This is a genomic window from Arthrobacter sp. ISL-65, assembly GCF_018613795.1.
Taxonomy (GTDB): domain Bacteria; phylum Actinomycetota; class Actinomycetes; order Actinomycetales; family Micrococcaceae; genus Arthrobacter.
The window spans coordinates 1-23,872 of record NZ_JAGGPN010000057.1 but is presented as its reverse complement, the minus strand read 5'-3'; the positions used below and the strand labels follow the sequence as shown (position 1 = coordinate 23,872).

The 23,872-nt window shown below is 61.9% G+C and carries 21 protein-coding genes and 2 pseudogenes; 8 read left to right on the top strand and 15 right to left on the bottom strand.

What is annotated here, in order from left to right; all coding sequences use genetic code 11:
• Positions 1–6: 6 nt before the first annotated feature.
• The 6 genes from J7I85_RS22350 to J7I85_RS22325 all read right to left on the bottom strand — a co-directional run bounded on the left by J7I85_RS22350 (position 7) and on the right by J7I85_RS22325 (position 7,455).
• On the bottom strand, positions 7–912 hold the full coding sequence (locus tag J7I85_RS22350; RefSeq protein WP_308159616.1) for an ATP-binding cassette domain-containing protein: 906 nt from the start codon (positions 910–912) through the stop codon (positions 7–9).
• Positions 909–2,798 carry a dipeptide/oligopeptide/nickel ABC transporter permease/ATP-binding protein gene (locus J7I85_RS22345; protein ID WP_214857416.1) on the bottom strand — a complete coding sequence of 630 codons (1,890 nt, stop codon included), beginning with the start codon at positions 2,796–2,798 and terminating at the stop codon, positions 909–911. Before J7I85_RS22345 ends, J7I85_RS22350 begins: the two co-directional genes overlap by 4 nt.
• Positions 2,795–3,736: an ABC transporter permease gene (locus J7I85_RS22340; RefSeq protein WP_214857414.1), complete on the bottom strand. Its 942-nt coding sequence runs from the start codon at positions 3,734–3,736 to the stop codon at positions 2,795–2,797. Before J7I85_RS22340 ends, J7I85_RS22345 begins: the two co-directional genes overlap by 4 nt.
• Positions 3,737–3,834: 98 nt before the next feature.
• On the bottom strand, positions 3,835–5,367 hold the full coding sequence (locus tag J7I85_RS22335; RefSeq protein WP_214857412.1) for an ABC transporter substrate-binding protein: 1,533 nt from the start codon (positions 5,365–5,367) through the stop codon (positions 3,835–3,837).
• A 217-nt stretch (positions 5,368–5,584) separates the two neighbouring features.
• Positions 5,585–6,598, bottom strand: a complete 1,014-nt coding sequence (locus tag J7I85_RS22330; RefSeq protein WP_214857410.1) for a Gfo/Idh/MocA family protein — start codon at positions 6,596–6,598, stop codon at positions 5,585–5,587.
• Positions 6,595–7,455, bottom strand: a complete 861-nt coding sequence (locus J7I85_RS22325; protein ID WP_214857402.1) for a sugar phosphate isomerase/epimerase — start codon at positions 7,453–7,455, stop codon at positions 6,595–6,597. The genes J7I85_RS22330 and J7I85_RS22325 overlap by 4 nt, the downstream gene beginning before the upstream one ends.
• 212 nt (positions 7,456–7,667) lie before the next feature.
• Here J7I85_RS22325 and J7I85_RS22320 point away from each other — a divergent pair, with 212 nt between their 5' ends.
• The 4 genes from J7I85_RS22320 to J7I85_RS22305 all read left to right on the top strand — a co-directional run bounded on the left by J7I85_RS22320 (position 7,668) and on the right by J7I85_RS22305 (position 12,036).
• The gene (locus tag J7I85_RS22320; RefSeq protein ID WP_214857472.1) at positions 7,668–8,684 is read left to right on the top strand and encodes a LacI family DNA-binding transcriptional regulator; all 1,017 of its coding nucleotides are present in this window, start codon (positions 7,668–7,670) and stop codon (positions 8,682–8,684) included.
• A 339-nt stretch (positions 8,685–9,023) separates the two neighbouring features.
• Complete coding sequence (locus tag J7I85_RS22315; protein ID WP_214857401.1) at positions 9,024–9,506, top strand: hypothetical protein; 483 nt, start codon at positions 9,024–9,026, stop codon at positions 9,504–9,506.
• A gap of 126 nt (positions 9,507–9,632) precedes the next feature.
• Positions 9,633–11,276: an SIR2 family protein gene (locus tag J7I85_RS22310; RefSeq protein ID WP_214857399.1), complete on the top strand. Its 1,644-nt coding sequence runs from the start codon at positions 9,633–9,635 to the stop codon at positions 11,274–11,276.
• Between the two features lie 580 nt (positions 11,277–11,856).
• On the top strand, positions 11,857–12,036 hold the full coding sequence (locus J7I85_RS22305) for a hypothetical protein (RefSeq protein ID WP_214857496.1): 180 nt from the start codon (positions 11,857–11,859) through the stop codon (positions 12,034–12,036).
• A gap of 600 nt (positions 12,037–12,636) precedes the next feature.
• On the opposite strand, the gene J7I85_RS22300 is transcribed toward J7I85_RS22305, so the two are convergent.
• Entirely contained in the window at positions 12,637–13,032 is a 396-nt protein-coding gene (locus J7I85_RS22300; protein ID WP_214857397.1) for a DUF6221 family protein, read from the bottom strand.
• A gap of 515 nt (positions 13,033–13,547) precedes the next feature.
• Here J7I85_RS22300 and J7I85_RS22295 point away from each other — a divergent pair.
• On the top strand, positions 13,548–14,150 hold the full coding sequence (locus tag J7I85_RS22295; protein ID WP_214857394.1) for a hypothetical protein: 603 nt from the start codon (positions 13,548–13,550) through the stop codon (positions 14,148–14,150).
• A gap of 549 nt (positions 14,151–14,699) precedes the next feature.
• Here the strand turns inward: J7I85_RS22295 and J7I85_RS25835 are convergent.
• Positions 14,700–15,050, bottom strand: coding sequence for a DUF1508 domain-containing protein (locus J7I85_RS25835; protein WP_214857392.1), 351 nt, complete (start codon positions 15,048–15,050; stop codon positions 14,700–14,702).
• Positions 15,051–15,198: 148 nt separating this feature from the next.
• Here J7I85_RS25835 and J7I85_RS22285 point away from each other — a divergent pair.
• A pseudogene (locus tag J7I85_RS22285) lies at positions 15,199–15,396 on the top strand (transposase); the annotation flags it as partial.
• A 350-nt stretch (positions 15,397–15,746) separates the two neighbouring features.
• On the opposite strand, the gene J7I85_RS22280 reads toward J7I85_RS22285, so the two are convergent.
• Entirely contained in the window at positions 15,747–15,935 is a 189-nt protein-coding gene (locus J7I85_RS22280; RefSeq protein ID WP_214857390.1) for a hypothetical protein, read from the bottom strand.
• A gap of 294 nt (positions 15,936–16,229) precedes the next feature.
• Positions 16,230–16,466, bottom strand: a complete 237-nt coding sequence (locus J7I85_RS22275; protein WP_214857388.1) for a hypothetical protein — start codon at positions 16,464–16,466, stop codon at positions 16,230–16,232.
• 369 nt (positions 16,467–16,835) lie between these two features.
• Between J7I85_RS22275 and J7I85_RS26060 the strand changes: the two genes are divergently transcribed.
• Positions 16,836–17,162 carry a DUF3618 domain-containing protein gene (locus J7I85_RS26060; protein WP_214857470.1) on the top strand — a complete coding sequence of 109 codons (327 nt, stop codon included), beginning with the start codon at positions 16,836–16,838 and terminating at the stop codon, positions 17,160–17,162.
• Positions 17,163–17,378: 216 nt separating this feature from the next.
• On the opposite strand, the gene J7I85_RS22265 is transcribed toward J7I85_RS26060, so the two are convergent.
• The gene (locus J7I85_RS22265; RefSeq protein ID WP_251024708.1) at positions 17,379–17,543 is read right to left on the bottom strand and encodes a hypothetical protein; all 165 of its coding nucleotides are present in this window, start codon (positions 17,541–17,543) and stop codon (positions 17,379–17,381) included.
• A 1,896-nt stretch (positions 17,544–19,439) separates the two neighbouring features.
• A complete protein-coding gene (locus J7I85_RS22260) occupies positions 19,440–20,354 on the bottom strand; it encodes a multidrug DMT transporter permease (protein ID WP_214857386.1) in 915 nt (304 codons plus the stop codon).
• Positions 20,355–20,685: 331 nt separating this feature from the next.
• Between J7I85_RS22260 and J7I85_RS22255 the strand changes: the two are divergent.
• Positions 20,686–21,038: pseudogene (locus J7I85_RS22255) on the top strand (transposase); the annotation flags it as partial.
• 345 nt (positions 21,039–21,383) lie between these two features.
• Here the strand turns inward: J7I85_RS22255 and J7I85_RS22250 are convergent.
• The 3 genes from J7I85_RS22250 to J7I85_RS22240 all read right to left on the bottom strand — a co-directional run bounded on the left by J7I85_RS22250 (position 21,384) and on the right by J7I85_RS22240 (position 23,843).
• Positions 21,384–21,818 carry an SRPBCC family protein gene (locus J7I85_RS22250; protein WP_214857384.1) on the bottom strand — a complete coding sequence of 145 codons (435 nt, stop codon included), beginning with the start codon at positions 21,816–21,818 and terminating at the stop codon, positions 21,384–21,386.
• A 526-nt stretch (positions 21,819–22,344) separates the two neighbouring features.
• A complete protein-coding gene (locus tag J7I85_RS22245) occupies positions 22,345–22,731 on the bottom strand; it encodes a hypothetical protein (RefSeq protein WP_214857382.1) in 387 nt (128 codons plus the stop codon).
• Positions 22,732–23,231: 500 nt separating this feature from the next.
• Positions 23,232–23,843 carry a hypothetical protein gene (locus J7I85_RS22240; RefSeq protein WP_214857380.1) on the bottom strand — a complete coding sequence of 204 codons (612 nt, stop codon included), beginning with the start codon at positions 23,841–23,843 and terminating at the stop codon, positions 23,232–23,234.
• Positions 23,844–23,872: the final 29 nt, after the last annotated feature.

Below are 23,872 nucleotides of genomic sequence, written 5' to 3'. Positions count from 1 at the left end.
AGGAGCCTAGGCGGGCACGCCGGCCTGCTCGTTCTGTTGCCGCTGCATTTCAAGGAGCCGGTGCCGGTCCGCGCGACGCTTTTCCTGCCGGTCCGGGTCCGGGACCGGCGAAGCCAGCAGGAGCCTCTGAGTGTAGGGGTGTTCGGGATCGCGGGTGACAACCTCTGCAGGGCCCTGTTCGACAATTTCTCCGCGGTACATTACCGCTACACGGTGGCTGATGTGCCGGACCACGTCCAGGTCATGGGAGACAAACAGGTAGGAAACACCGGTGTCTTTCTGGATTTGCAGGAAGAGGTCCAGAACGCGTGCCTGGGTGGACAGATCCAGCGCGCTCACCGGTTCGTCACAGACGATCAGCTTGGGTGAGAGTGCCAGAGCCCGGGCGATGGCGACGCGCTGGCGCTGGCCGCCGCTGAACTCGCGCGGCAGGCGGTGGATCGCGTCAGACGGCAGTCCCACCTGGTCCAGCAATTCCTTCACACGCTTCTTGGCAGCCGTGGCCTCCATGCCCTGCACGCCCAGGGGTTCGGCGAGGATATCGCCGATTTCCAGTGCCGGGTTCAGCGAGGTGTACGGGTCCTGGAAGACCACCTGCATGTCCCGGCTGAGCACGCGGCGCTGCCTACGAGTGGCATGGCTGATGTCCTGGCCCTCGAACGTGATCCGGCCGCCGCTCACCGGGGCGAGGCCCAGCACGGCGCGGCCCAGGGTGGTCTTACCCGAGCCGGACTCCCCCACCAGGCCCAGGGTCTCCCCCTGGCCGATGCTAATGTTGATGTCCGTCAAGGCTCTGAACTTCTTGGCCCGGAAGCCCTTGCCCGCGTAGTCCACCACCAGGTCTTCCACGCGCAGGAGTCCGCGTTGGGTCGGGGCTGATTCCGCGGCATCCAGGGCTGCACGTTCGGTCACAGTACGTTCTCCTTGGCAGTTGATCGCGCCGTTACAGATGAGGGTGCCGGCACCAGCATGGTCATGGGTTCCTTGCCTTCGAGCATGGAGGCAAGGAGGGTCTGCGTGTATTCCTTTTTCGGGTTGCGGAGGATCTCCCGTACGGGGCCTTCTTCGACGAGCCGTCCGTTCTGCATGACCACGACGCGGTCGCAGAGGTCGGCCACGACGCCGAAGTTGTGGGTCACCAGGATGACGCCGACGCCGAGGCGGCGCTGGAGGTCGCGGATGAGGTCCAGGACATCGGCCTGGACGGTGACGTCCAGGGCGGTGGTGGGTTCGTCGGCGATGATCAGGTCGGGTTCGCAGCTGATGGCCCCGGCGATGAGCACGCGCTGTGCCATGCCGCCGGAGACCTCGTGCGGATAGGCCTTGAAGGTCCGTTCCGGGTTGACGATTCCGACGTCGGCGAGCAGCTTCATACCCCGCGTGGTGGCTTCTGCCTTAGAGATGCCCAGGACGCGCATCATGGGGGTGACCAGCTGGTAGCCAATGGTGAACGCCGGGTCCAGGTTGGACATGGGTTCCTGCGGGATGTAGGAAATCCGCTTACCGCGCAGCTTGGACAGGCGGTCCTGGCTGACTTTGTCCTCGCCGGGCGCGACGGTGTAGTTGCCGTCGAACTGGATGGCGCCGGCGACGATGCGTGCAGTGTCCGGGAGCAGGCCCAGGATGGAGAAAGCGGTCTGGGATTTGCCCGACCCGGACTCTCCCACAATGCCAAGGATTTCGCCCCGGTCCACGTGGAAGGATACGTCGTCCACCACTTTCTTGACTGAGCCGTCGGCCTGGGGATACCCGACGCCGAGGTTGGTGACCTTAACGAGGTGGTGTTCGGTTCCGGCTTCGACGGTGGCGACGGTCTTGCGTGCTGCCTTGGCGGCGCTGGCCGTGGCGGCGTCTTCTGCAGTGCGGATCTTTTTCCGGCGGTGTTTGATCTTCTCCCCGTCTTCGAGGGCGTCTCGGATGGCGTTCCCCAGGAGGACCAAGGCGCCGATGGTCAACGCCATGGCGAACGCGGGCCAGAACAACAGCGACGGGGTGAGGTAGACGTTCTTGAATCCTTCGCTCAGCATCACGCCCCACGTTGCCTTGGCGGGATCGCCCAGGCCCAGGAATTCCAGTCCGGACTGGATGGCGATGGCAACGCCGGCGATCGCGGCTGTCTGGATGATGATGGGCGCACGCACGACGGAGAAGATGTGGCGGGTGATGATCCGCAGGTCCGACAGGCCGGAGACGCGGGCCGCGTCAACGTAGAGTTCATTGCGGACCGACTGTACCGCTGACCGGGTTAGGCGGAAATAGGACGGACTGATGAGGACGCCGAAGGCAATCATGGCAATCCACACCGAGGGGCCGAACGCTGCGCGGATGGTCAGCAGGACGATCAGGCCGGGAAGGCTCATGAGGATGCTGACCACCCAGTTCGAGACTGCTTCGAACTTGCCGGCGTAGTAACCGGCAATCAAGCCTGCCGGCAGGCCGATTGCGATGGCAACGGCCGCGCACAACAGGGCTGAGGCGAGGGTCAGTTGCGCACCGAACAACAGCCGGCTCCAGACGTCGCGGCCTGAGCTGTCAGTGCCCAGGATGTTGACCCCGTCCGGGGCAGCCAGCGTCTTGGAGATGTTGGCGAAATTCTCATCGAACGGGGCCAGAGCATCGGCAAAAACTGCCATGACGGCCATGGCCAGGAGGATGACGATGGCGATGATGCCAAGGGGGTTCTTGAACAGGCGCCGCAGGACTGTTGACCGGACCACGGTGCCGGTCTGGCCTGATTTTTCTGGGACGGCGCGGCCTGGTGCGGGGGTCAGGGCGGCGGTTTCAACGGACTCGGTCACGAGACACGCACCTTCGGGTTGAGCCAGCCGTTCAGCAGGTCAACGATGAGGTTGACCACGATCACGACGACAACGGTGTACATAACAACGCCCATAACCACAGGCTGGTCACTCTGGCTGGTAGCGGCAACGGCGAGCGGGCCCATGCCGGGAAGGGCAAAGATCTGCTCGATGATGACCACACCGCCGAGCATGCCGATCAGCTGGAGGCTGAGCACTGTGAGCCCGGCCGGGGCCGCGCTGCGCAGGACATGCTTGAAGAGGACTTCACGCTCGCCGATTCCCCGGCTGCGCAGCGTGCGGACGTAGTCACGTTCGAGCTGCTTGATCACGGCGCTGCGGATCTGCTGCGCACCGCCCGTCACGCCATTGATCAGCAATGCGATCACTGGAAGCGCCAGGGACAGCGCCCAGGCGTCTGCTCCGACGCCGGGAGCGATGGTGCTGGTGGCCGGGAAAAAGCCCATTTGGATGGCAAGGATGGTGACGAGGATGATGCCGATGACGAATCCGGGGATGGAGTCGCCGATGATGGCGCCGATCTGGACTACCCGGTCGACCCAGCCGCGCTTCACTGCGGCGGCAACGCCGATGAGGGTGGCAATAATGGCGATGAGGGTCATGGCGACGAAAACCATTGTCATGGTCACGGGAATGCGGGTGGCCAGTGAACTGGCCACAGGTTCAGACGTAAACCAGGATGCTCCCAGATCCCCTCGCAGGGCGCCGGTAAGCCAGCTGAAGTACCGCGCGAGGATGGGCTGGTCGAGCCCCAGCTCGGCATTCTTCACAGCAAGCTGCTCCGGTGTCGCCTGGTCACCCAAAATGTTTCGTGCGATGCTGCCGCTCGATACGTAAAGGAGGGAAAAAACGAGAATCGAGACGACGAACAGGACTACGATCCCGCTGCCGAGGCGTTTGAGGATGAAGGTGATCATTGCTGGCTCCGTTGAACTGGCATGGTGTTGAATGCTGGTCCGGCAGTCCGCGAGTTGCGTCTGCCGGACCAACGCCGGTTGTGGTTGCTAACCCGCTGCTAGGAAGCCGGCGAGTAGTTGTACAGGGAGGGAACAGCCTGCTGGATCTGCGGTTCCACGGCGATCTTGGAGTTGTGGTAGTACATCTGGTTGACCCGGTACAGCGGGGCAAACCATGCCTGCTCCACCACGTACTTATTGACCTCCTGGGCCAGCTTGCCGGCGTCCTTACCGCCCTTTTCAACCGCATCGATCTTGGCCTGCAGCTCAGGAGTGGTGTTCTTGAACGGGTTGTAGAGCGCCTTGGTGGAAATGATCTGGTTGGTGGCAACCCACGGCTCTCCCTGGAACAGCGAGAACAAGATGCTGGTGAACTTCTGGGCCGAAATGTCAGAGGTATAGGTATTGGTGATCGCGGCGCCGACGTTGAGCGTGATGCCGATATCGTTCAGCTGCTGCTTGATCACCGCAAGCTGGGTTTCGAATCCTGGCACTGCGGGGACGTCAAGGGTGACACCGGTTTCGTAGCCGGCCTCCTTCAGGAGTGCCTTGGCCTTCGCGGGGTCGTAGGAGTAGTAGTTTTCAAGCTCCTCGGTCCACGCGCCGCTTTCCTTGCCGAACGGCTGGGACGTCGGGGTGCCTTGGCCGAGAAGGACCTGGTCCACGATGGTCTTGCGGTCAAAGGCGTAATTGATGGCCTGACGGACCTTGACGTTGCCAAGGGCGGCGTTCTTGGTGCCGTCGCGGTCCAGCAGCAGCAGTCCCTGCCAGTCCACCTGGTTGGAGGCCAGCTTCATCTTGGCGCCCTCCGCCTGCTTGCCGGTCTTGGGGTCCAGCAGCGTGGCGTCTACCTGCCCCGAGACCAGGGCGTTGGTGCGGGCGGTCAGGTCAGTGAGGGTCTTGAAGGTGACCTTCTCGAACTTCTGGATGTCCTTGTTCCAGTAGTCCTTGCGGGCTGTGAACACGGACTGTGAGTCCTTGACGGTGGCGGCCTTGTCCATAACGTACGGTCCGCTGCCTACGGGCTCTGTTTTGATGCCTTCAGTGCCCAGGGCTTTGGGGCTGCCCATCAAGCCGGCGGCCTGGCTGAGGTAGTACTCAAGTGAAGGGTCCGGTTGGGTCAGGTTAAGCTCGATGGTGTCGGCATCCACGACCGCGACGTCGGAGACGGCGGTGAGCTGGGCCATCTGGGGACCGTTGGCGGTCTTGAAGTGATCCAGGTTGGCCTTTGCTGCTTCGGCGTCGAACTTGGCCCCGTCGCTGAACGTCACGTCCGTACGGAGGTCCACCGTCAGCTTGGTGTTGGTGTCGTTATATTTCCAGTCGGTGGCCAGCATGGGGCTGAGCTTGCCGTCCGGTTCCCGGAGAATCAGGGAATCATAAGCCGCTTGGTAGGGCTGCAGAATGTGGCCCACGTGGGCCTGCGCCGGGTCCCAGGAACGGATTTCCTGAACTGTACCCAGCGTCAGCGTGGTGGTCTTGGGGGCGCCGGGGTTATTGCTGCCCGCTGCGCCGCCTCCGCCGCAGGCCGTCAGCGCAAGGGATGTGCTGAGGATGAGAGCGGCTGCTGCCGCTTTGGGACCTAACTTCATTGTTGGCTCCTTGCTAAGTGGAACGTGATCCACCAGATGGATTGCTTCTTGCGGTGGTGTGGCCCGCGCCACACCTTCCTTGTGAGATTCAGGGTACGCAATATTGCCGTCTTCGGCAACCGGTTGTCGATCGGAACGTGTTTTAAGGGCCGATCCTGTATTTTCTGCAACCTTGTATAGACGTGGGTCGCTGCAACGGGTTGCCTTCGAGGCGGGTTCAGGAGACTTTCTCAGGGAGGTCGGGGTAACTCTGGCGGTAGATTTCCTTGACGATCCGCAGTGACTTCTCCGCCTCCTGGGGGTCGATCCAGAAGGGGGTTGCCTTGTTCAGTCGGCCGTAGAAATCGGCAATCAGCAGTTCATGTGAAACGCCCCAGTAGGCGCGGCCGCCGGATTCCATTACCCGCTCCGGAACCACTTCCACTCGCCCGTCGGCGTAGGCGACCGTGAGGTCCCCGCGTAGGCTCAAGGTTGCCCTTTCCGTGACGATCTCCATGGTCACAGGGGCGTTTACCGCGTGGGCGAGGGTGGCATAAAAGGCGCTGCGCGCCCCGCTGGAGTGCTCGGCGACAAATTCCGCGGTGTCCTCCACTTCAATGGTGCTGCCGAGGAATCTGGTGGCGGCGTTGCCTGAGAGCGAAACCACGTCGCCCACCAGCCACTGCAGCAGATCAACGGTGTGAATGGCCTGGTTCATCATGAGTCCGCCGCCTCCACCTTCCCAGGTGCCGCGCCATGGCCGGTTGCGGTAATACTCCGGGCCGCGGTGCCACAGCACGGTAGCAGAAGCACCCAGCACGGCACCCAGTTCGCCGGAGGAAAGCAGGGAGTGCATGGCCTGGGCGGTGGAGTTGTAGCGGTTCTGGAAGCAGACAGCAATCTTCGCCGTGCTCGCTTTGGCGGCCGTCACGAGGCGGCGGCCTTCCTGAAGCGTGTGCGCGAGAGGCTTCTCTACAACCACGTGTACGCCCTGCTCAAGGCAGTCCACAGCGATTGAGGCATGCAGGTTATGAGGTGTGGTGACGTGCACTACATCCGGCCGAATGGCCTCGATAAGGCTGAGGTGATCGGGAAAACCTGGTACACCGTAGGCCTCTGCCGCGGCCGCCAGCCGTTCAGGATCGGAGTCACACACCGCCGCCAGCTGCACGCCTTCAAGCTTTGCGATTGCCTCGAAATGCACCGTCGATACGTCTCCGCAGCCGATGACGGCGGCCTTCAGGCCCGTCACGAAAGTTCAATCCCGTTCTTGGCTGCCAGGGACGCAAAAGCGCGTGCGGCGGCACCGAAGGCTACAGGCCCGGAAAAGCCGCCCAGCTCATGCGCGCTGGCCAAGTGCGGCTCCAGGGACGCGAAGCCGGCGAAGCCGTCCGCTTTCAGGGCGGCAATAGTGGCGTCGAGCTCGCCGTCGCCCTCACCTGCAGGCACCACCTCGCCCGTGGCGAGCACGGCATCTTTGACCTGGAGATATTCAAGGTAGGGGCGCAGCAGGGCATAACCCTCGGTATAGGGCTTGACGCCCACCTGGACGAAGTTGGCGTTGTCCCAGGCGACCCGCAGTGCCGGGGAGTCCACGGACTGCATGATGTCCAGGACGCGCTCCGGAGTGTCCCCGTAGATGCCTTTTTCATTTTCATGCAGGAGTACAACGCCGGCACTGGCCGCTTCCGCTGCAAGGGCGCGCATGCGGGTAAGGACTGCGTCGCGGATGTCATCAGGACCCTGACCTTCACCGGGGTAGAACGAGAAGATCCGGATGTACCTGGTGTCCAGGCCTTTGGCGACAGAGATGATCTGGCGCAGGCGCTGAACCTCGTGTTCCACGGGAAGGCCGATGTCTACCTTGCCGATAGGGCTGGCCACCGCCGAAACTTTCAGGCCCTTATCTTCAAGAATTTCCTTGAGCCCGGCCACCTGTTCGGTGCGTAGTTCCGATACGTTAACGCCCCAAGCGCTTCGCACTTCAATGTGACTTGCCCCGAGCGCCAGCAGGACGGCGGCCTGGACCGCGGGGTCAGGGTCCACTTCATCGCCGAAGCCCGAAAGGGGCCAGGAAACGGTAGTTGCTTCGTTAGATGGTGCGCTCACGCAGGTCTCCTTTGACGGGGCGACGAGGACAATATGGATCTGCTCGACGCGCGGTGATTCGGTTCACAAAGATCGTGACTGAGTCTAGACATTCTGCATGCATCTGACAACCGGTTGCCAAGCGCGTAGGTTTTGTGGCACTCTGAGTTGTATGTGGCTGTGGCAATGGTCACAAAGACCTGTGACGCCGTTCAGAGGGGAACGCTATGGCGATGAAAGCAGCCGGAACCGACCGTCCTGCCACCATCCACGACATCGCTGCTATCTGCGGGGTGGCCGCCTCAACCGTCTCACGTGCGCTCTCCACTCCGGAGCGCGTCAATATCCGCACCCGCGCCCGCATCGAAGCGGTAGCCACCGAACTGAACTACATACCGAACATCCAAGCCAAGGCACTGAGCTCGGGCCGGACCGGAGCGGTGGGCGTCCTGGTCCCGGACATCACCAACCCGTTCTACTTTGACCTCATCAGAGGAACCCAGCTACAGCTCAAGGCAGCGGGTTACACCCAACTCCTCGTGGACACCGAGGAATCGGACGAAGTAGAGGCCAGCAGCATGGAACAGCTGCGCAAAGGCGCGGACGGAATCATCGTCACGGCCTCCAGACTCAGCGACGAGGCCCTGCTTTCCGCGGCGGCCAAAATTCCCATCGTAGCGATCAACCGCGACGTACCCGGCGTACCCGCCGTGGTCATAGATACTCCCTCCGCAACGAGCCAGGCGTTGGATCACCTGATCTCACTGGGGCACAGCCGCATTGCCTACGTCGCCGGCCCGGTTACCTCCCAGTCCAGCACACTGCGCTGGGACGCACTCGCTGCAGCTGCCGAGGAACGTGGGGTGGATGTGCGCAGGCTCGGTCCGTTCGCCCCCAAAACCCAATCGGGCGCTGCCGCCGCGGACGCAGCGGTCCACTCCGGTGTTACAGCCTGCATCGCCTTCAATGACCTTATCGCCATCGGCATGCTTCAGCGCCTGCGCGAACGCGGCATCCGGGTACCGGAAGACATGAGTGTTGTGGGCTGCGACGACATCTTCGGCGCGGACTTTTGCAATCCCCCGCTGACCACCATGGCTTCCCCAATCGAACAGGCAGGCCGTGTAGCCGTGTCCATGCTGCTCGCCCAACTGAATCCACGGGGTGGCGGCGGCACCCGTAACCGCTCGCTCATGCCCACGCATCTCACCGTCCGAGGGTCCACTGGGATGGCTCCGCGCGCCTGCTAAGAGCGACACGAAGGGCAAGTGCACTTAACGGGGCTTTGCCTCAAAAGGCTCAAGAGGTACCTCGGCGCAGCCTGTCCGGTGTTCCCGCAGGTAGACCCTTCCACTCGTCCCAACAGTCCCACCGTAAAGGGGTTGCGGCCAAGCCGAGACCAACCATTGCATCAGAAGCGATAATGACTGCTCGGCTTTACAGAATCGCTGTTATCGGCGTTTCAAGTGGGCTGCCACTAGACGAGAGAATCCCGCATCTAACTGCGGGTGTAGTCGCGTCTTACCTATGGGGCTGGGCGTTTGTCACCGGCGTCCTCTGGCCCCCAGTCCCGGTTCCAGTCTCGTTGGGTGGACCAGCTAACCTTCATTTCCATGACGAAGACGAAGGGCTGGGGTTGGTATCCGCCACGATTTTGTGCGGAGCTTGGCAGGTTCGCATTCGTATTCGCGGACGTGGAAGGCGTAGCTGGCGAGTTGATCGTCGTGCATCACGGCTATGCCGAAATGATGAAGGGCGACTGGAGCCGTAGCGGTAAACAGTGGATAGCAGCGCTCCGTGAGTGCTTTGATTCTCCGAACTTCCAGGAAATGTGCGATGCCCTCGACGAGTTGACGAAGACGAGGAACCTATTTATGCACGGTGAGTGGTCATTCCTCTCGGACACAGTTGCAATGGTTATGAAGCGCCACCACGATAAGTCGTCACAGTCGCCTGGTTATGAGATGGCGGACAACATCACACCCGAGATGATCGCTTCGCAGACCCAGCATCTGATCGCCATCGAGGTAGCCCTTGGAAACTACCTTGGGGACAAGATGGGCATCTCCTGATCGGAAACCGCATCCCGGACATCTTCCACGTTAATCCCCCTTGGCTTCCGCATGTAAAAAGACGCCGGCAACTTCCATGCCGTGATAGCCTGCCCATACGTAAGTCATAAGCGAACAGGGCTCGATGTGGAAATTCCCAGTGATCTTATTGCTGCAGCCACAGAACGACGCCTTATTCCCTTCATTGGTGCAGGTTTCTCCGCGCCGATAGGCCTTCCAGACTGGGACTCGTTGCTGCGCCAGATTGCGGCTGAAGTTGAACCATCATTGACGTATGAAGAGATAGCCAATTACGCTAATGACGACCACTTGCAAATCGCTGAGTATCTTTACCTCAAGTCCAATAAAAAAATTGGCCCGCTCCGGCATTTTATTGCAAAAAACCTTCACCATACAGGTGATATCACTAGATCAACTAGTCACGTGGAGCTAGTGAATCTAAAGGCCCCTCAGATTTACACCACAAACTATGATGAGCTTATAGAAGATTCATACAGGCGCCTAGGGGTACCGTACCGGGCTATCGCACTGGGCCGAGATGTATCAGAGGCGTCAGGTACTGCCACCCAGATTGTTAAGTATCACGGCGATCTACGTCACGAGGACACGCTAGTACTAACGGAATCCTCGTATTACAAGCGGCTCGACTTCGATTCACCAATGGACATCAAGTTTCGGGCTGATCTTCTTGGCCGTTCCGTGCTTTTCATGGGATATAGCTTTCGGGATATTAATATCCGCATTATTTGGTTCAAACTCAATCAGATGATGATGGACATACCGGCGGCGGACCGCCGTCAATCCTACATACTTCGGTTGAAATCGAACCCTGTCCTGGAGGCCTTATACGAGGCCGCGGGCCTCAAGACTATTGTTTTGGATCCCCCGGACAGCGAAGGCGGGCTAGGGTCGCCATGGTCAAACCGGGCAGGAACAGGTTTTGCCCCAATCACCTCGACCGGCGCCCTCCTTGCCACCTTGGCTAACAAAGTAGAGACGGCTGACGGGGGACGGGACAATGCCGCCCCCTTATTTGTCAGCAAGATGATGATCGATGAGGCACATCGGGAGAGCTCTGCAAATCCGCTCGCGAACATAAGCGCTGTGGAGAACATTTTTGAGCGGTCCATCCCCTACGGCTTGGAAGAAGAAGCTCAAAACCTTACGTTATCGATGCTAAATAAAAAGCCGCAGACATGGAAGCTGTCCAGCAACCTTATTCTCGCTTCGCAGTCAATAGGGCCGAGCGAAGACCTTACATGGCATGTCGTAAGAATTCTACTCGAAGATTCCACCGAGACCTTTCGTGAGGATCTGTTGTCATCTTCCAGTGTCAGTTGGGGGGTAGTATGGTCGGCGCCGCTGAAATCCGGCGAATGTGAGCAGGTTCTTGAACGCTTCGAAAGAGAGATTGGTTACCATCGCGGCGCGGCGGGCGACATGGATCTGGCCTTCGCCATAGATCTTGCTTTGCGTATAAAGTATCAGGGCTTGGCACGGCCATACGATGAACGACGAACAAGACGCATAGAAACATTGCTTATGTCGGCTCAGGCGCTTTATCCCCGCGTCGCAGATGTAAGTCCCATAAGAAACGGCCCGCCAGATCCGTCCTGGCTGAAGCAGGAGCTGAACGATGGCATTGTCAGACAGCGGCATTTGACGAAGGATCCCGACGAGGTATATGCATTAAAAAAACGACGCAGCTACGACTTCGTTGATCCTGATGACGTGATCAACCCCGCCAGCCCAATTCGTCCGCCAAAGTGATGCTGGTTGTGGTGTCCTGCAGGAAATTTGGACCCCGCTGACCTCGAGAATCTGGTCCAACGCCGGCCTCAGGTTGACGAAAGGCCGGTTATCGGCGTTCTGGAATCGGCCCGAGTGTGGCGAAAAACAGGTCCTCCCAGCTGCACGGCCGAAGGTGACCTACTCCCGTCGGCCGGGCCGGAGCTCGTCCATTACGGGCGCATATGTCCCCGCAGAATTCGTATTCCGCCTGGACTATTCCCTTGTCGCCGTCTTCGGCCATGGCAGCTCTTCACGGCGAAGAAGTCTCCTTGCGCCGAGCAATCGGTTCGCCCTGCCGAAGCACGTGGAAAGCGCAGGCAGGAATCCCATACCGCGGCGCAAAGACAGGATTTTCTTTCTGCCGTGGCACGATTGGGAACGCGTACCGCTCCGGGTAGAGCGCGTTTCACGGCCCCAAGGGGCGAGGCCTCCTGTTGCGCGGTCAACAACATTTGGTAAGTTTGCTGATTATTGTTTGATGCCGCGGACCGAGCTCCTATGGCAGACCGAACCGTTCAGATCAGGAAGCGATATCAGCAAATCCACAGCAGGAGGAAGCATGACGCAGGAAGACCACCGGGCTGAATCGGAGATGATCCCAGGCGGCGATTCCGAGGAATCGGCGCCCGTCTCGTCGGAATCAGGTCAGGATGCCGCAGCCATTCCGGACGGCAGCGGCAACGACCTTCCACAGGAGAAATCGCCCAATGACGATGACGAAAGCTTCGACGCCGGATAAGGCGTGCCACCACGTCCAGGCCGCGGCTGGCGATCGTGGTGACGCTGGTGTCGGAAGCGTCTACGCTGCGCATCAGCAGCAGCTTGGCGGAGTTCTGCCTGCGGCACCCCGCTGACGCTCTCCCGGCCCAGGTGAGTTGGCCCCGGCGACGCCGGCGCCCTGGGCACGTCCGGAACTGACGCCGGCCAGCGGCGTGTTCATCATCGTATACGGGGCCGCCAACAGCCCGGAGTCGGACGCGTACACACCCGACGGCAAGCTTCCAGCCGTACCGGACGGGGTGCTGGACACCGCACGGACATCCCGCTTCGAGGCGGTGACCTGGCAGCCTGGAGCTGGACGGCGGATGGCAATAGTTCCGCCCATCGGCCGGGAAGGTTGTGGCGGCAGGGCAGTCACTGGCCACGGACGAGGACAGTGACCGCGGGACCACCCTGGGCCTCGGACGGCTCTGCAGCGTTTCGTCATCGCGGCCGGCTATGGAGCGAACGAGTTTCTCGGCGCTGGCCATAAGCGGCCTGCAGCACGACAAGGCGGCAACCGCTGCAGCATCTTCGGCGCCTTCCAAGAAATTCGTAGTAACGCTGAAGCGTATCGGCTTCAGAGTTCGATTGCCCAGCCGTCTTGGTAGTCGGGGTGGTCCCTGTATGGGGACGCCATGCACATGAGGACGAATTCACTGGTTGCGCCGACCTCGCTGGCCATGTCGGTGACTACGAGCGGGACATTGGCAAGCATCTGCCGTTTCGCAGCGCATTCAGCGAGGATGCGGCCCGGGTTGAACTGCGCGATATAGACGCGGTCTTCGGCTTTGCAGGACAGATATCCCGGCGCGTGGCCAGAGTACGCATCGAGCACGGTCTGTTCGTCCGCGCCGTAAAGAGCAGGGGCGGGATTTCCGTCTTTGGTAAACCACTCCCAGGGTGCGGGGGACGCCGCCCTGGCGACGGCTTCGTCTTCACTGATTCGTGCTTCGAGGAAATCAACGATGTCCATGCCTTCATCCTGCCATCACGTGTCTATCCAATGCCCTTTGATCAGCTGAACGGGGGCGCCCTTGCTGCGGGACCGGGAGGCCGTGCTGGGAGCTAACTTACGCCTCCGTCATGACGGCGCTGAGCACTCTGGCGGGCGGCGTTTCAGTTCCGGCCAGGAGTTCTTGACACCCCCAATGACCGGGCGTACTTTGATGGCTCATCGGGTTATTCCCGCCCCCGGTAGGAAGGTGCGGTGAAGGCTGCAAGGCAGCGACACGAGGATGAGTCAGCTGCCTGAACTCGTAATCAGGAACACCCCCCCTTGTTTGTTTCAGCTTCTCGTTTCAACGCGGAACCGTAGCGCATCAACGCTTACGGCCGCTCGCCCCAACCGGCCACAACAACCGTCGGAACAACGTCATGCAGAAAAAACGATCACCTGTCCTTATCGGGCTTTGCCTTCTTCCAGTCCTCTCAGCCTGCGGCGGCGGCCCATTTGCCGCTCCCGCCACCACTGCCACCCAGACAGTGACAGTGACACCCAGCCAGTCACAGACCGAGCCAGGACTCCTGCCCACGGCACCCGAAACAAACACCTCCACCGAAACATCAACGCCGACGCCCGAGACGACCGCTACAGAGTCCGCTACCGCCACGGGAACCGAGTCAACGACGGCCACCGGAACAGAGTCCGCGACGGCCACGGGAACAGAACCAGCGCCCAGTACAGAAACCGGAACAGGAACACCTACTGATTCTCCCGTGGCCACCAGACCACATTCGGATCCCAAAACCATTCAAATCAACGGCAAGAAATACGCCTGCTCCGACCTGTCCGTGAACGCCTGCGATAAGGGAGTCACGGAAGCCTTTGATAAATGGGGTGACAAGCTGGAAGGATTCGTGAATTCGGACCGGCTGGGAACTCTGGGCAGGGGCGGCTCGGCGAAGCTTCCAGATGGCCGGATCGCCCGCCTCGGACTGCTTTCCTGCATGTACATGGACCTCAAAGCTGATTCAACCAAGTTCCTGGAGGGTGCGAAGGCACTGGAACCACGAGCCAAGGACACAGACCTGCTGCTGTTCTGGCTTGAATCCAACAGGGTGATATGCCCGGAGCTCCAGCTTAAGGCGTAACCCTAAACCCGTCAGCTCCAACAGATTCGGTCATTCGAACGCCTTAGTTTTGCAAGCCACCGCGGCAATGCTGCCCGCGATGACCCGACGCCTGTTGCCCCGGAGGGATGTCATGACCCACAAAGAGACCACCAGACCAGCGAAAATCGTGTACCGCCCCATCGGCCTGGCCCCAGGCGGGCCGGAGGCATCATTACCGGGCAGGTCTTTTAAACAGGTCTGGAAGCACGCCGCGCCAGGGGACCGGAACGAGGCCCCCAGACCCCTATCTGCGGCTACGACCTGAAAGAGATCCTCATCGCCGCCGCCATCCAAGGCGCCGGCTTCGCCGTGATCAAGCCCAGCGGCCGAATCAGCGTCATCGTAAGCGGACCACAGAGGGCTAATTTCTCCTCGGGGTGTCAGACGAATAAGCGGCAAGCCCCACAGCGCTCACCTCTGAGTAGATGGTCGCTGAGGCGCGCCCAGTTCTCAATAAGCGAAGGCCAGACCGGACTAAAGCCTGGCCGGCTTTCTCATCGAAATAGCACCCTGCTGCGCCACTGGGCGTCAGGTGACAGAATGCCAGCGGCGTGAACCGGCCCGTTGCAAAGTCGTCCTGGCGGGGGCGGTGCCGCTGACCTCAGGATCTGGATGCGTCCGAAGGTGGCCAACCCCGGTGTGACCGGATTGTGCCCGAAGGAGCCGAAGCCTACGCCGGAACGGCTCCCCGCGATGCCCTGAGGACATGTCCCGGATGAGGCCGGTCCCGGCAACCTCCCTAATGAGACCTATGCCGGCCGCCGCCTGACGCTTCGTCGGAAAGATCTCTGACACGGCCAGGAGTTCGCCCGACGGCCCTCGGAGCCGAGCGCGGAATCCTCCATCAGGGGCATCGATAATTTCGAAGTACCCGGACATATTGCGCCTCCGTTTCTGTTGGTTGGAGAGGACGGGCCTGGCCTGCTGTCCGATCTCGGCCATAATAGGTCCGAAGTTCTTGGCAGGCAGCCATTTAGCGGGTCGAATTGTCCAGCACCTTCTCGCACCGGCACCGGGGCGACCGCTTCATGCAATCGAGAGCATCAACGCCCGGATCCGCCGGGCGGTGAACGCCCGCGGACATTTCCCCACCGAACAAGCGGCGCTGAAGTGCATCTACCTCGCGATCATGAGCCTGGACCCCACCGGCAAAGGCCGAAGACGCTGGAGCAACCGCTGGAAGGCCGCCCTGAACGCCTTCCAATCACCTTCGACGGACGCCTGACCGCAGGTAGGAACTAGAAAAAGCAACAACCCCAGTTACACCGAATAATTGACAGACCCCGGAGTGCCGCCCTCGAGCGGAGGGGTGTTGCCGGGTCCGAAGCTGCTGGGGGGAGTGCGCCGCACCCGGCCATCCGGAGCTTCGGGTTTGCAGCCTCAAGCTCCAGCCAGGACGAGTTCAGTCTCGCCTGACGGCCATACGAAAAAACGGGATCTCCCCCCCAAATACGTGGTACTCCCCGACCCCACAATGAGGTGTGAGCAACATTCCGGGACGTTTGCTCGGGCGGTAGCCCGGACAGTCAAGAAAGAAGGACAACTATTTCAGCTGCCCTTCTTCCTATTGTTGAACTAGACCTTCTCGCCGGTCCTGTCAGGAGCTTTCTCGGGTTCCTGGACCGTGAACTCCCTGCGGCGCCATGGGAAGGCCCAGAACTTGAAGTCCTTCGCTTCCACCCGGCGCTCCCGGCGCTGGCCGGTTTCCCGTGTGGCGTCTTTCGTGGCGTCGCGACGGAACTCCTTGCCATACGAACCGCACATCACTGACCTCCTAGCTTGAACGGTGCTCCTTAATCGTCCTCCCATAGAGCGCCCCGGTCGAGAGGCAAACGATCCGCGGTCTCCAGGTCGTTTTTCGTCAACAGGGTCATAGGGTCAACAGCCCGTCCGGGCCATGAAGTCGATGCCCTGCTCCCTGGTCCGCGTCAGGGAGCTTGCTGCACTGCTCTTGCTGATTCATTGCGGTCGCCATGGGATCCATGGTTTCGGTCATGATCAGTCGTCCCCGCCACGCACCGCGCCGGCGTGTCAGGCCAACCCGGTGTCCACCGTTATTCAGACGCTCCCGGGCTCAGAGGTCCCCGGGGAGGAATCTTCGATGTCCTCTGCGGCATCGGCGGTTGCGTCCGGATCATCTTCAGGTTCGAAAGTGTTGGGCTCTGTGCCCGCGCCGATCCCCACACCGCCCGCCGAACCGGGAATGCTGCCATCCGGGCCGCGGCCCTCAGTGCCCGTCAGCTTCTGTTCGCTGGTGGAATCGTCTTCGCGGGGGTCTTTCCCTCCCTCATCCATGCCTAGGTTCGCCTCCTGGCTCCGGCTTCCGGTGGGATATTCACGGTAGCATTCACAGGGCGGAACAGTAAGTGCACTTTCGGTTGCCCAACACTGGGGACGAACTGATCCAGCACAAGAAAACGCGACGTTCAGCAAAGCTGGATGCTTCAACCGGAGGCGGCTCATCAGTAGCAGAGGCCCCGGTTGCCTGTTGCACGATAAATTCGTGGCGGAGGAACGCCGCGTGGACCAGGGTGCGCGTCGCGCACCTACCGTACCGCAGCCGTCCTCCCAGGTCCGCCAGCCAGGACGGCTGGTTCAACCCACAGCCCTCAGCTCCGTCAGCCGCCGCCGTTGTGAAACGGAGCGACCCGGCCCAGCCAGAAACTGCCACGACGGCACCTGGCACGTTCGGCGCACCCCCTCCCAACCCGGAACCGTCCAGGGGACGCCGGAATCGAGGACATCAAGCACGACATCGAACAGACCCGGGAAGAGCTCGGCGAAACCGTCGAAGCCCTCACCACGCAACTCGATAGCAAAGCACAGGCCAAAAAGAGGGCCGACGCCCTGAGAAACCAGGCAGTCAGCAGGCTCGCGGCGGGCAAAGAACAGGCCGCTGGGGCAAGCCGGTCCGGCCGTGCCCGGCTGGACCGGCATGCCCGCCAGGCCAAAACCTATCAAGCGGAAAACCGGCGCAGAGCCAGACCCTGATTACCGGAGCATGTGCGGTCGCCGGAGCGCCTCATCACCATCATCTTCTGGCGAAGTCTGCGCACACGTCCAGCGTGCCCGCCGTCGAGGTAAGGCACCCCCGCCAAGGGCGGCCGGAGTCGGGCGCCCCTTACCGGCTAAACCGGTCACGGCCAGGCGTGCGAGCTTGGGGTCACGTTTACCCTGGCTGCGGCGGAGGAGGGCCTTGCGGCAGGGTCAGGTCAACCTGCCGGGACGATCCGCTGCTGGTGCTTCCTGCCGGGTGATGGTTCGAATGAAGATCCGGTCTTCCTCGGAGAGAATGGTCTCGCCGTGCGGATCTGCGCTGGCGTCTTCGCCGGTTTCGGCGCTGACTTTGGCCGTCAGAGTGCGCGGCACCATCACGCATCCGGGATTGTCGATGAACCATTGCCGGGTGGCAGGGGAAAGCCGGTTCCAGTGGTCCTTGATGCGCAGGTCAGTCGGTGCCGCCTTTCAGGGCCCACTGCGGTTCGGTGTTGGTTGAGGGTGAATGCCACGGATTCCCGGGGTGTGGTTCTCAGGAAGTGTCCCGGCGCCAGTGGGTTGGTTCAGCTGTTCCAGGTCAAGGTGATTTCCCCGCCCTCGGGCAGAGCGGTCACATGCACCGACAGCTCCAAGCCCTCGGGAGCGCGGCTGGGGTCAGAACCCGTCGCATCCGTGACCTGATCAATGAGCAGGCTTACTGCCCGGGACAGCACCCGGGCCAGTCAGCGGGACGGGTGCTGGAGGCCTGCACCCTCACCGCCAGCGCCTCACCCCGGCCGGTAGAGGTCACGGTTGCCGGTCCGGTCTCAGGCCCGCTCTGCATTCATCATCCTTCCGTCGGGAAAGCATGCCATCTCAACAAGCCCCGGCTCTCTCGACAAGCCTGAAGTGCGGGCTCAGCTATAACTCTCGGGTGGGATCGGGATGCGGGGGTACCGGTCCGGGGTCAGGAACGGGCAGCGGCCCTGGTGCCGGATCAGGGTGTGGTGGCTGTGGAGAGGTAGGGTCCGGGGAATCGGGCCCCAGCGGTCCGGGATCCGGAGGGAATGGATCCGGTTCAGGCAACGGCGGAATAGTCATGAGCTTCTCCTGGTGAGGCCACGGCAGGATCCGGGGATCCCCGGACGCCGGGATCAGGATACGTCCGGACCGGCGTGAAGAACAGAGCAGGTCGTCACCGGTGCCGTTGGTTTGCCGCTGAGCGGGATTTCGGGGCACAGGTCCGGTAACGTGTCCCGTTCCGGCGTATTCTGGCACTGCACGGATGCCGGCCACGGCGGCCTGTTTGTCGGGGAACGAACGGGACACGGCCGTCACCGTCCCGTCCGGGGCCGTGAGCCTGAACCTGACGCCCAGTCCCTCATCGTCGGTGACGAGTTCAAACATTCCCGCCATGGATCTCCTCCTGCACGGGGGCCGCTGGCCCGCACGTGCAGTGTTCCGGCGTCGGGGCCGGAACACTGCACTGTATTCCCGGCCCCGACGGTCTGCTGACGCTGCGTCGGCTGTCCGCCCAAAAGGGTATGAAAACCCCGGGGCAACTGACCGAGCACCAAGGCAGCTAATGTGTGAACCACGCCACATGTCCGGGCCCCTTAACTTACCCCCAGAATTCAGTACCCGCCCGTAAATTCTCTGGCCGCTGGCCAGCGTCAGCGGGGATCTCTTAAATTTTCGGCATCGCAAGGTGCCCTGTTCAGGGGTGGAAGCCCGGCTTTTCCTAACCTCCGTCAATGACCCTCGCAGGTGTCCCGGTGCTGAGGTCTGAGCGCCCGTCACCGCCGGGACGGTCGGGGCCGGACGCACTCCCCCAGATGCCCCGGACCCAACCCTCACACCCAGGAGCCGGACGGGCGAATCCGTTCCCGCTGTCGCTACAGGGGCATCTTCCGGGTGCGGGCCGGTTACCTCGCAGGATGAACAAGCCCCGGAAGGCGGGCCGATGACCGCTTCACGGTGCCTGTTGCCACGGGTGTCTCCTTCGACGATCTCCATACCGGGCTCCTGACACCCGCAGGACCCAAGGGTAGGCCGCGCCAGCCCCGGTGGCTACGAACCTGGCTCCTCAGAACGGCTCTTTCAGCAGCTGCGCCGGTGGATCCAGATTCGGGGCGGTCACGGAGTTCCCGCTGGCCAAGGCCGTGCTTGAGTAGCTCGAAGGAGCACATGGCGTAACTGCCGCCGATCCGGCCGGCGCGTCCTGGGACAGCAATTTCGTCTGTGCCCCCAGCGGACGGGGATTTCGGGGCCGGCGCCGGTGAACTGCACCCTTCAGCCGGCAGGGGGCAACCGGCCTGGCCGCGTGTGTGGTTTGTCCCGGACAGTCGAGAGCAGGAGGACACCTGCCACGGCGAAGACGCCGGCGAGGATGAAAGCGGCAACCGCCACCGGCGGAGCGGTGCCGGCCTCGCCCAGGACGGTGATGCCGATGGTCACCGCGACCAGCGGGTCGATGACGGTCAGTCCGGCCACGACGAGTTCGGCGCTTCCTCTGGAATGGGCGCTCTGGACCAGATACGAACCAAAGACGGCAGCGACCACCAGCCCAGTGAGGCTGGCCAGGGAAAGCCACTCGAAATGACCTTCGAAGATCCTGGCGATCACGGTCTTGGCCAAGGCGGCGACGAACCCGAAGAGAACCCGGGCCCCTGCGGTGTAGGAGACGGCGTTCACCCGCCGGCGCAGTGATGTGAACACCGGAACAATCACCGCCAGCGTGAAGCCAAGCAGGGCAAGGATCGATAGGAGCTGTCCGTCACTGATCTGCACGTCCGTGGCCCAGACGGCCGCGACAATCACGAACGCGCCGACCCCTCCGACACACAGGATAACCGCCGTCAATGCGCGCCGGCCCGGCCGACGGCCACTGATGTGGGCGGTGACAAGGGTGGTTACGACCAGGGCCAGCGCGCCGATGGGCTGAACCACGATGAGGGGCGAAAAGCGCAGACTTGTAAGCTGCAAAGCAATAGCCGCCCCGAGCATCAGGGTCCCTCCGAGCCACGCCGGCCGGAACACCAGCCGCGAAAGGCTTCCACCGGCCACACCCTGCTGCCATCCGGCCCGGCTGACACCCCGGTGCTGGAACAAGGTACCTAGAGACAGCAGCACCGCCCCGGCAACCGCTATTGGGATACCGAGCCATTGGGAGGACGCGATCGCCGCCTCGGTTGCCGAAGCCATCATCCCAGTGCACCCCGCAAGTAATTGCGCAGCCGGTCCGCCTAATCAGCTGCTTGCATGAGGCATCCCGACATTCCGAGCACCCCGCGGTCGTGCACCCCTATCGATAGTGCCTCGATGACGACAACCACGAGCTCTTTGATCGTCTGATCCCCTAATCAACGCACACGCCCCAACCGCGCGCTCCGGCTACAGCAAAGGCTACAGGTTGACCGCCCCAGGTCCTTGCAGCGTCCTGTTTCCTTCGGAACAGAACCGACGCCAGGCGTGACTCCTGCCCCGACCCGAATATCCAGTAAGGACCACTCGGGCGGTTTCTGCACTGCGCTTCCACGGCATCACGACCGCAGCGACGATACTCCTGACCAGCGGCGACGCCGGCACCTTCACCTCTCCCGGACACCTCGCGGCCTATGCCGGCATTGTCCGGGTGACACGGCGGGACCTCGATCCGCGGTGAATTCCCCGCCCGCTCGGGGAACAAACAGCTCAAGAACGCCCTGTTTAGATCCGCCTGGATCGCCAGCTGCCACCACCCCGCGTCAAAGCCCCACTACCAAAGAACGGGCAAAGGGGAAGAACCACAACGCCGCCGTCATCTGCCTGGCCCGGCGCCGCTGCGACGTCATTTACTTAATGCTCAGACACGGCACCCTATACGACGAGAAACCCGCCCAGGCCGCTTGACCAAAAGCATAGGGACACCCCCGATACCGCCGACAGGATGCCGAGGCAAAGAAGCCGGGGAAAAACCGGAATCTCACCCATGCCATCCCGCATTGAACGACGAACTAGGCATCGGAAAGCTTAGTGCAGGGGGACCTTCCCCGGTCGGCAGACGCCACGGAAAAGCCCCTCGCCGCCTTCACATCGTGATGAGGATTTGGCGGCACTTGCCCACCCCGCAGACTGAACTCCCGCATGCGCAAGGACTCCGGCGCCGGAGCGGATCGTTCCTGGAAACTGGGACCAGGAGGGTGAGCCGCGCCAGCGTAGGGGGTCGCCGGCACTGGCCACAGATGTTTCTCTGCCTCAAGCGTCCGTGCCAGCATCATCCCGCAATTCGACAAATTCCTTGAACCTGAGCAGGTCTGCCCTGACCTGCATGGTGTCGAATCCCAGGGCTGCCCCCGTTCTCTCAGCGAAGGTTTCCGGGGACCATTCCAACCGGACCCAGACGCGGGTGCTTTCGGGGTTTAGTTGCGTGAACGAGACGGCTCCGGCGTGGGATATACCGTCAGTGCTGCGCCAGGCGATTCGCTCGTCCACCCGGTCTTCTATGGTCTCGGCATCGAACTCCCGTTCCGCGCCTCCGATGTTCGTCACCCAATGGGTGATCCTGTCACTGACCCGCGTCACCGATTCAATCCCCGACATGAACTGAGGAAAGGATTCAAACTCCGACCACTGCTCATACGCTTCGCGCACGGGAACAGCCACCTCAATGGTGTCTTCCACAGTCTGCATTTCCTCCTCCTGCACCTAACTCCGGATCCGCTGACGGCTCCTCGCCGGTGTGTGCTGGAAAATGGACTCTCGTTCGTCCCGGGGCATCCGATATTTCCTTTTATGGGTACGTGGACCGGCTGAACCCGATACGTTGCCTTAGCCGCACAGTCCTCTCAACGGCCACAACGAGAAGAATACAACGCTGAATAATAAAATCTACGCGGTAGTGGATACCAATTTGCGATGAAAGGGTCTTCCGGGCCGGGTAGGGAAGCCCGACTGAGGCCTTCCGCGGCCAAGCTGGACGGCTCACACCAGCTAATGGAGACCGTCCCGCGTACTCCCAGTGCAGGCCGACAGCGGAGGATCCAATGGTCTCCCCACCCCATGTGGACACCCAGTCCGCCGCCGGTCTTACTTACCCTCAGCTGCTCTTGCTCTTGTGCCCAAGGAACGGGAACCGTAGCTTAGGGGCCAGCGGGATAGCGCGCGCAGGGCGGCTACTCGGCCACGGCTCTCTGTCCCGCCCCACTGGCTCCGGGCTCTAGAACCGGCGGCGTTTCGGCGGGAAGTGACCGCGCAGGGAGGCTTCCCGGATGACGTTGCAGATCTGGGTGGACAGCTCTTTTTGTACACTCCCCACATCGGGGCTCTGGCCGTTCTTCAGTGCCTTTTCAATGTCGCAGCAGTAGGCTGCGAGCCGGACCGCGCCAACCATCTCGGAACTGGCGCGGAGGCTGAGCACGGCGTCGAGTCTCTCAGCTGGATCGCCGCGTCTAAGGGTCTTGAAAATCTTCAATCCCCTGGCAAGCAACAGCAGCAGGTAGTCCTCAATAAATGCCTGGGCAGCAGCTTCGCCTGCATCGTCTTTGAGATCCTGAAGGGCGCCGTCGTCCAATACAGGGAAATCGTCGCCCGGTTCGCCCGTCATGTCAGAACACCTCCTCCGTGGATCAGATACCGTCTGGCCCTTGGGAAAAGTCCGGAACCTTGCGATTAAAGTTGCCCAGGCCACCAATTTGGGGGGGTGGAAACCTCATCAGGAAATCCTCGCAGTTCCCCGAGTGACTCGGCACCCTAGGGCGGGCCGCGGAATAAAGCCCCCGGCCTTCACTCAGTGTTCGATGGTGCACACCGAGATAAACCACGTGGCCGTAACGCCTTGACATCTGAGGGCGTTCCAACCGCTCGAGGCGGCAGACGCCGGTACGCCTCCACCGTGAATCTGTTCTCCGAACCGCAAGTCAGGACTGACCAAGGACAAGGCACAGCCCGAAAAACGCTGGCCAGCAGGATCAGAAATCGGTCCAGGGCCGCAAGATGCGGCGGTAATCAGCCGACTTCGGGAGGCAGCACGCACTCCGCCACGCTCTCATCTCGCGATCGGTTTCCACACCTTTGCTGCACTCGACCATAGGCGACCGGCCGCGACTATTGAATGGGACCCGGTTTTCCCTGGCCGTGCGGTGGCTGGTGCGGAGGGTGAGGGCCGGGATGCGGGCGCGGGGGCACATGTTTGTGGAGGTGTGGCGGCGGGGGCGGCGGCCCGCCGTGGGGCAGGGGATGCGGGGGCCGTTGCCCTGGAGCCGGCAGCCGGGCGGCCTCGATCCGTCCTTCCTCGCCCACGGCATCGGCCGTAGTTTGGGTTGGCATTGCGTCCCCGGCTGCCGCCGTTGAGTCGTCCGGCCTTGATCCTGTGGAGGATTCTTCATTGGATGCGCCGGTGTCGAGCCCGTAGTAGCTGTAGAGCTCCTGCTCCTGCGTCTCCGTGATGGCGCCGCGGTCGCTGTCGATCCGAGGGCCGTTCTTCACTGTGTCTTTGGCGAAGGCGATCCTGATCCTGGATTCCTCGAGGCTGGCGCCGGAGAGCGGGGCGAAGGATTCTGACATGCCGAACAGGCCCGTCCGTACGGTGACGAAGACCGGCTCCCCGGAATCGCCGCTGGTGAAGACCTGTTCCACGGAGCCTATTTTCTCCCCGGCCATGTCCAGGACGATGCCTCCGTTGAGGACGATGTTGTCTATGTCCTGCAGGCTGAGCATGAGGCACGTCCTTCTTCTAAGTCGCTCCG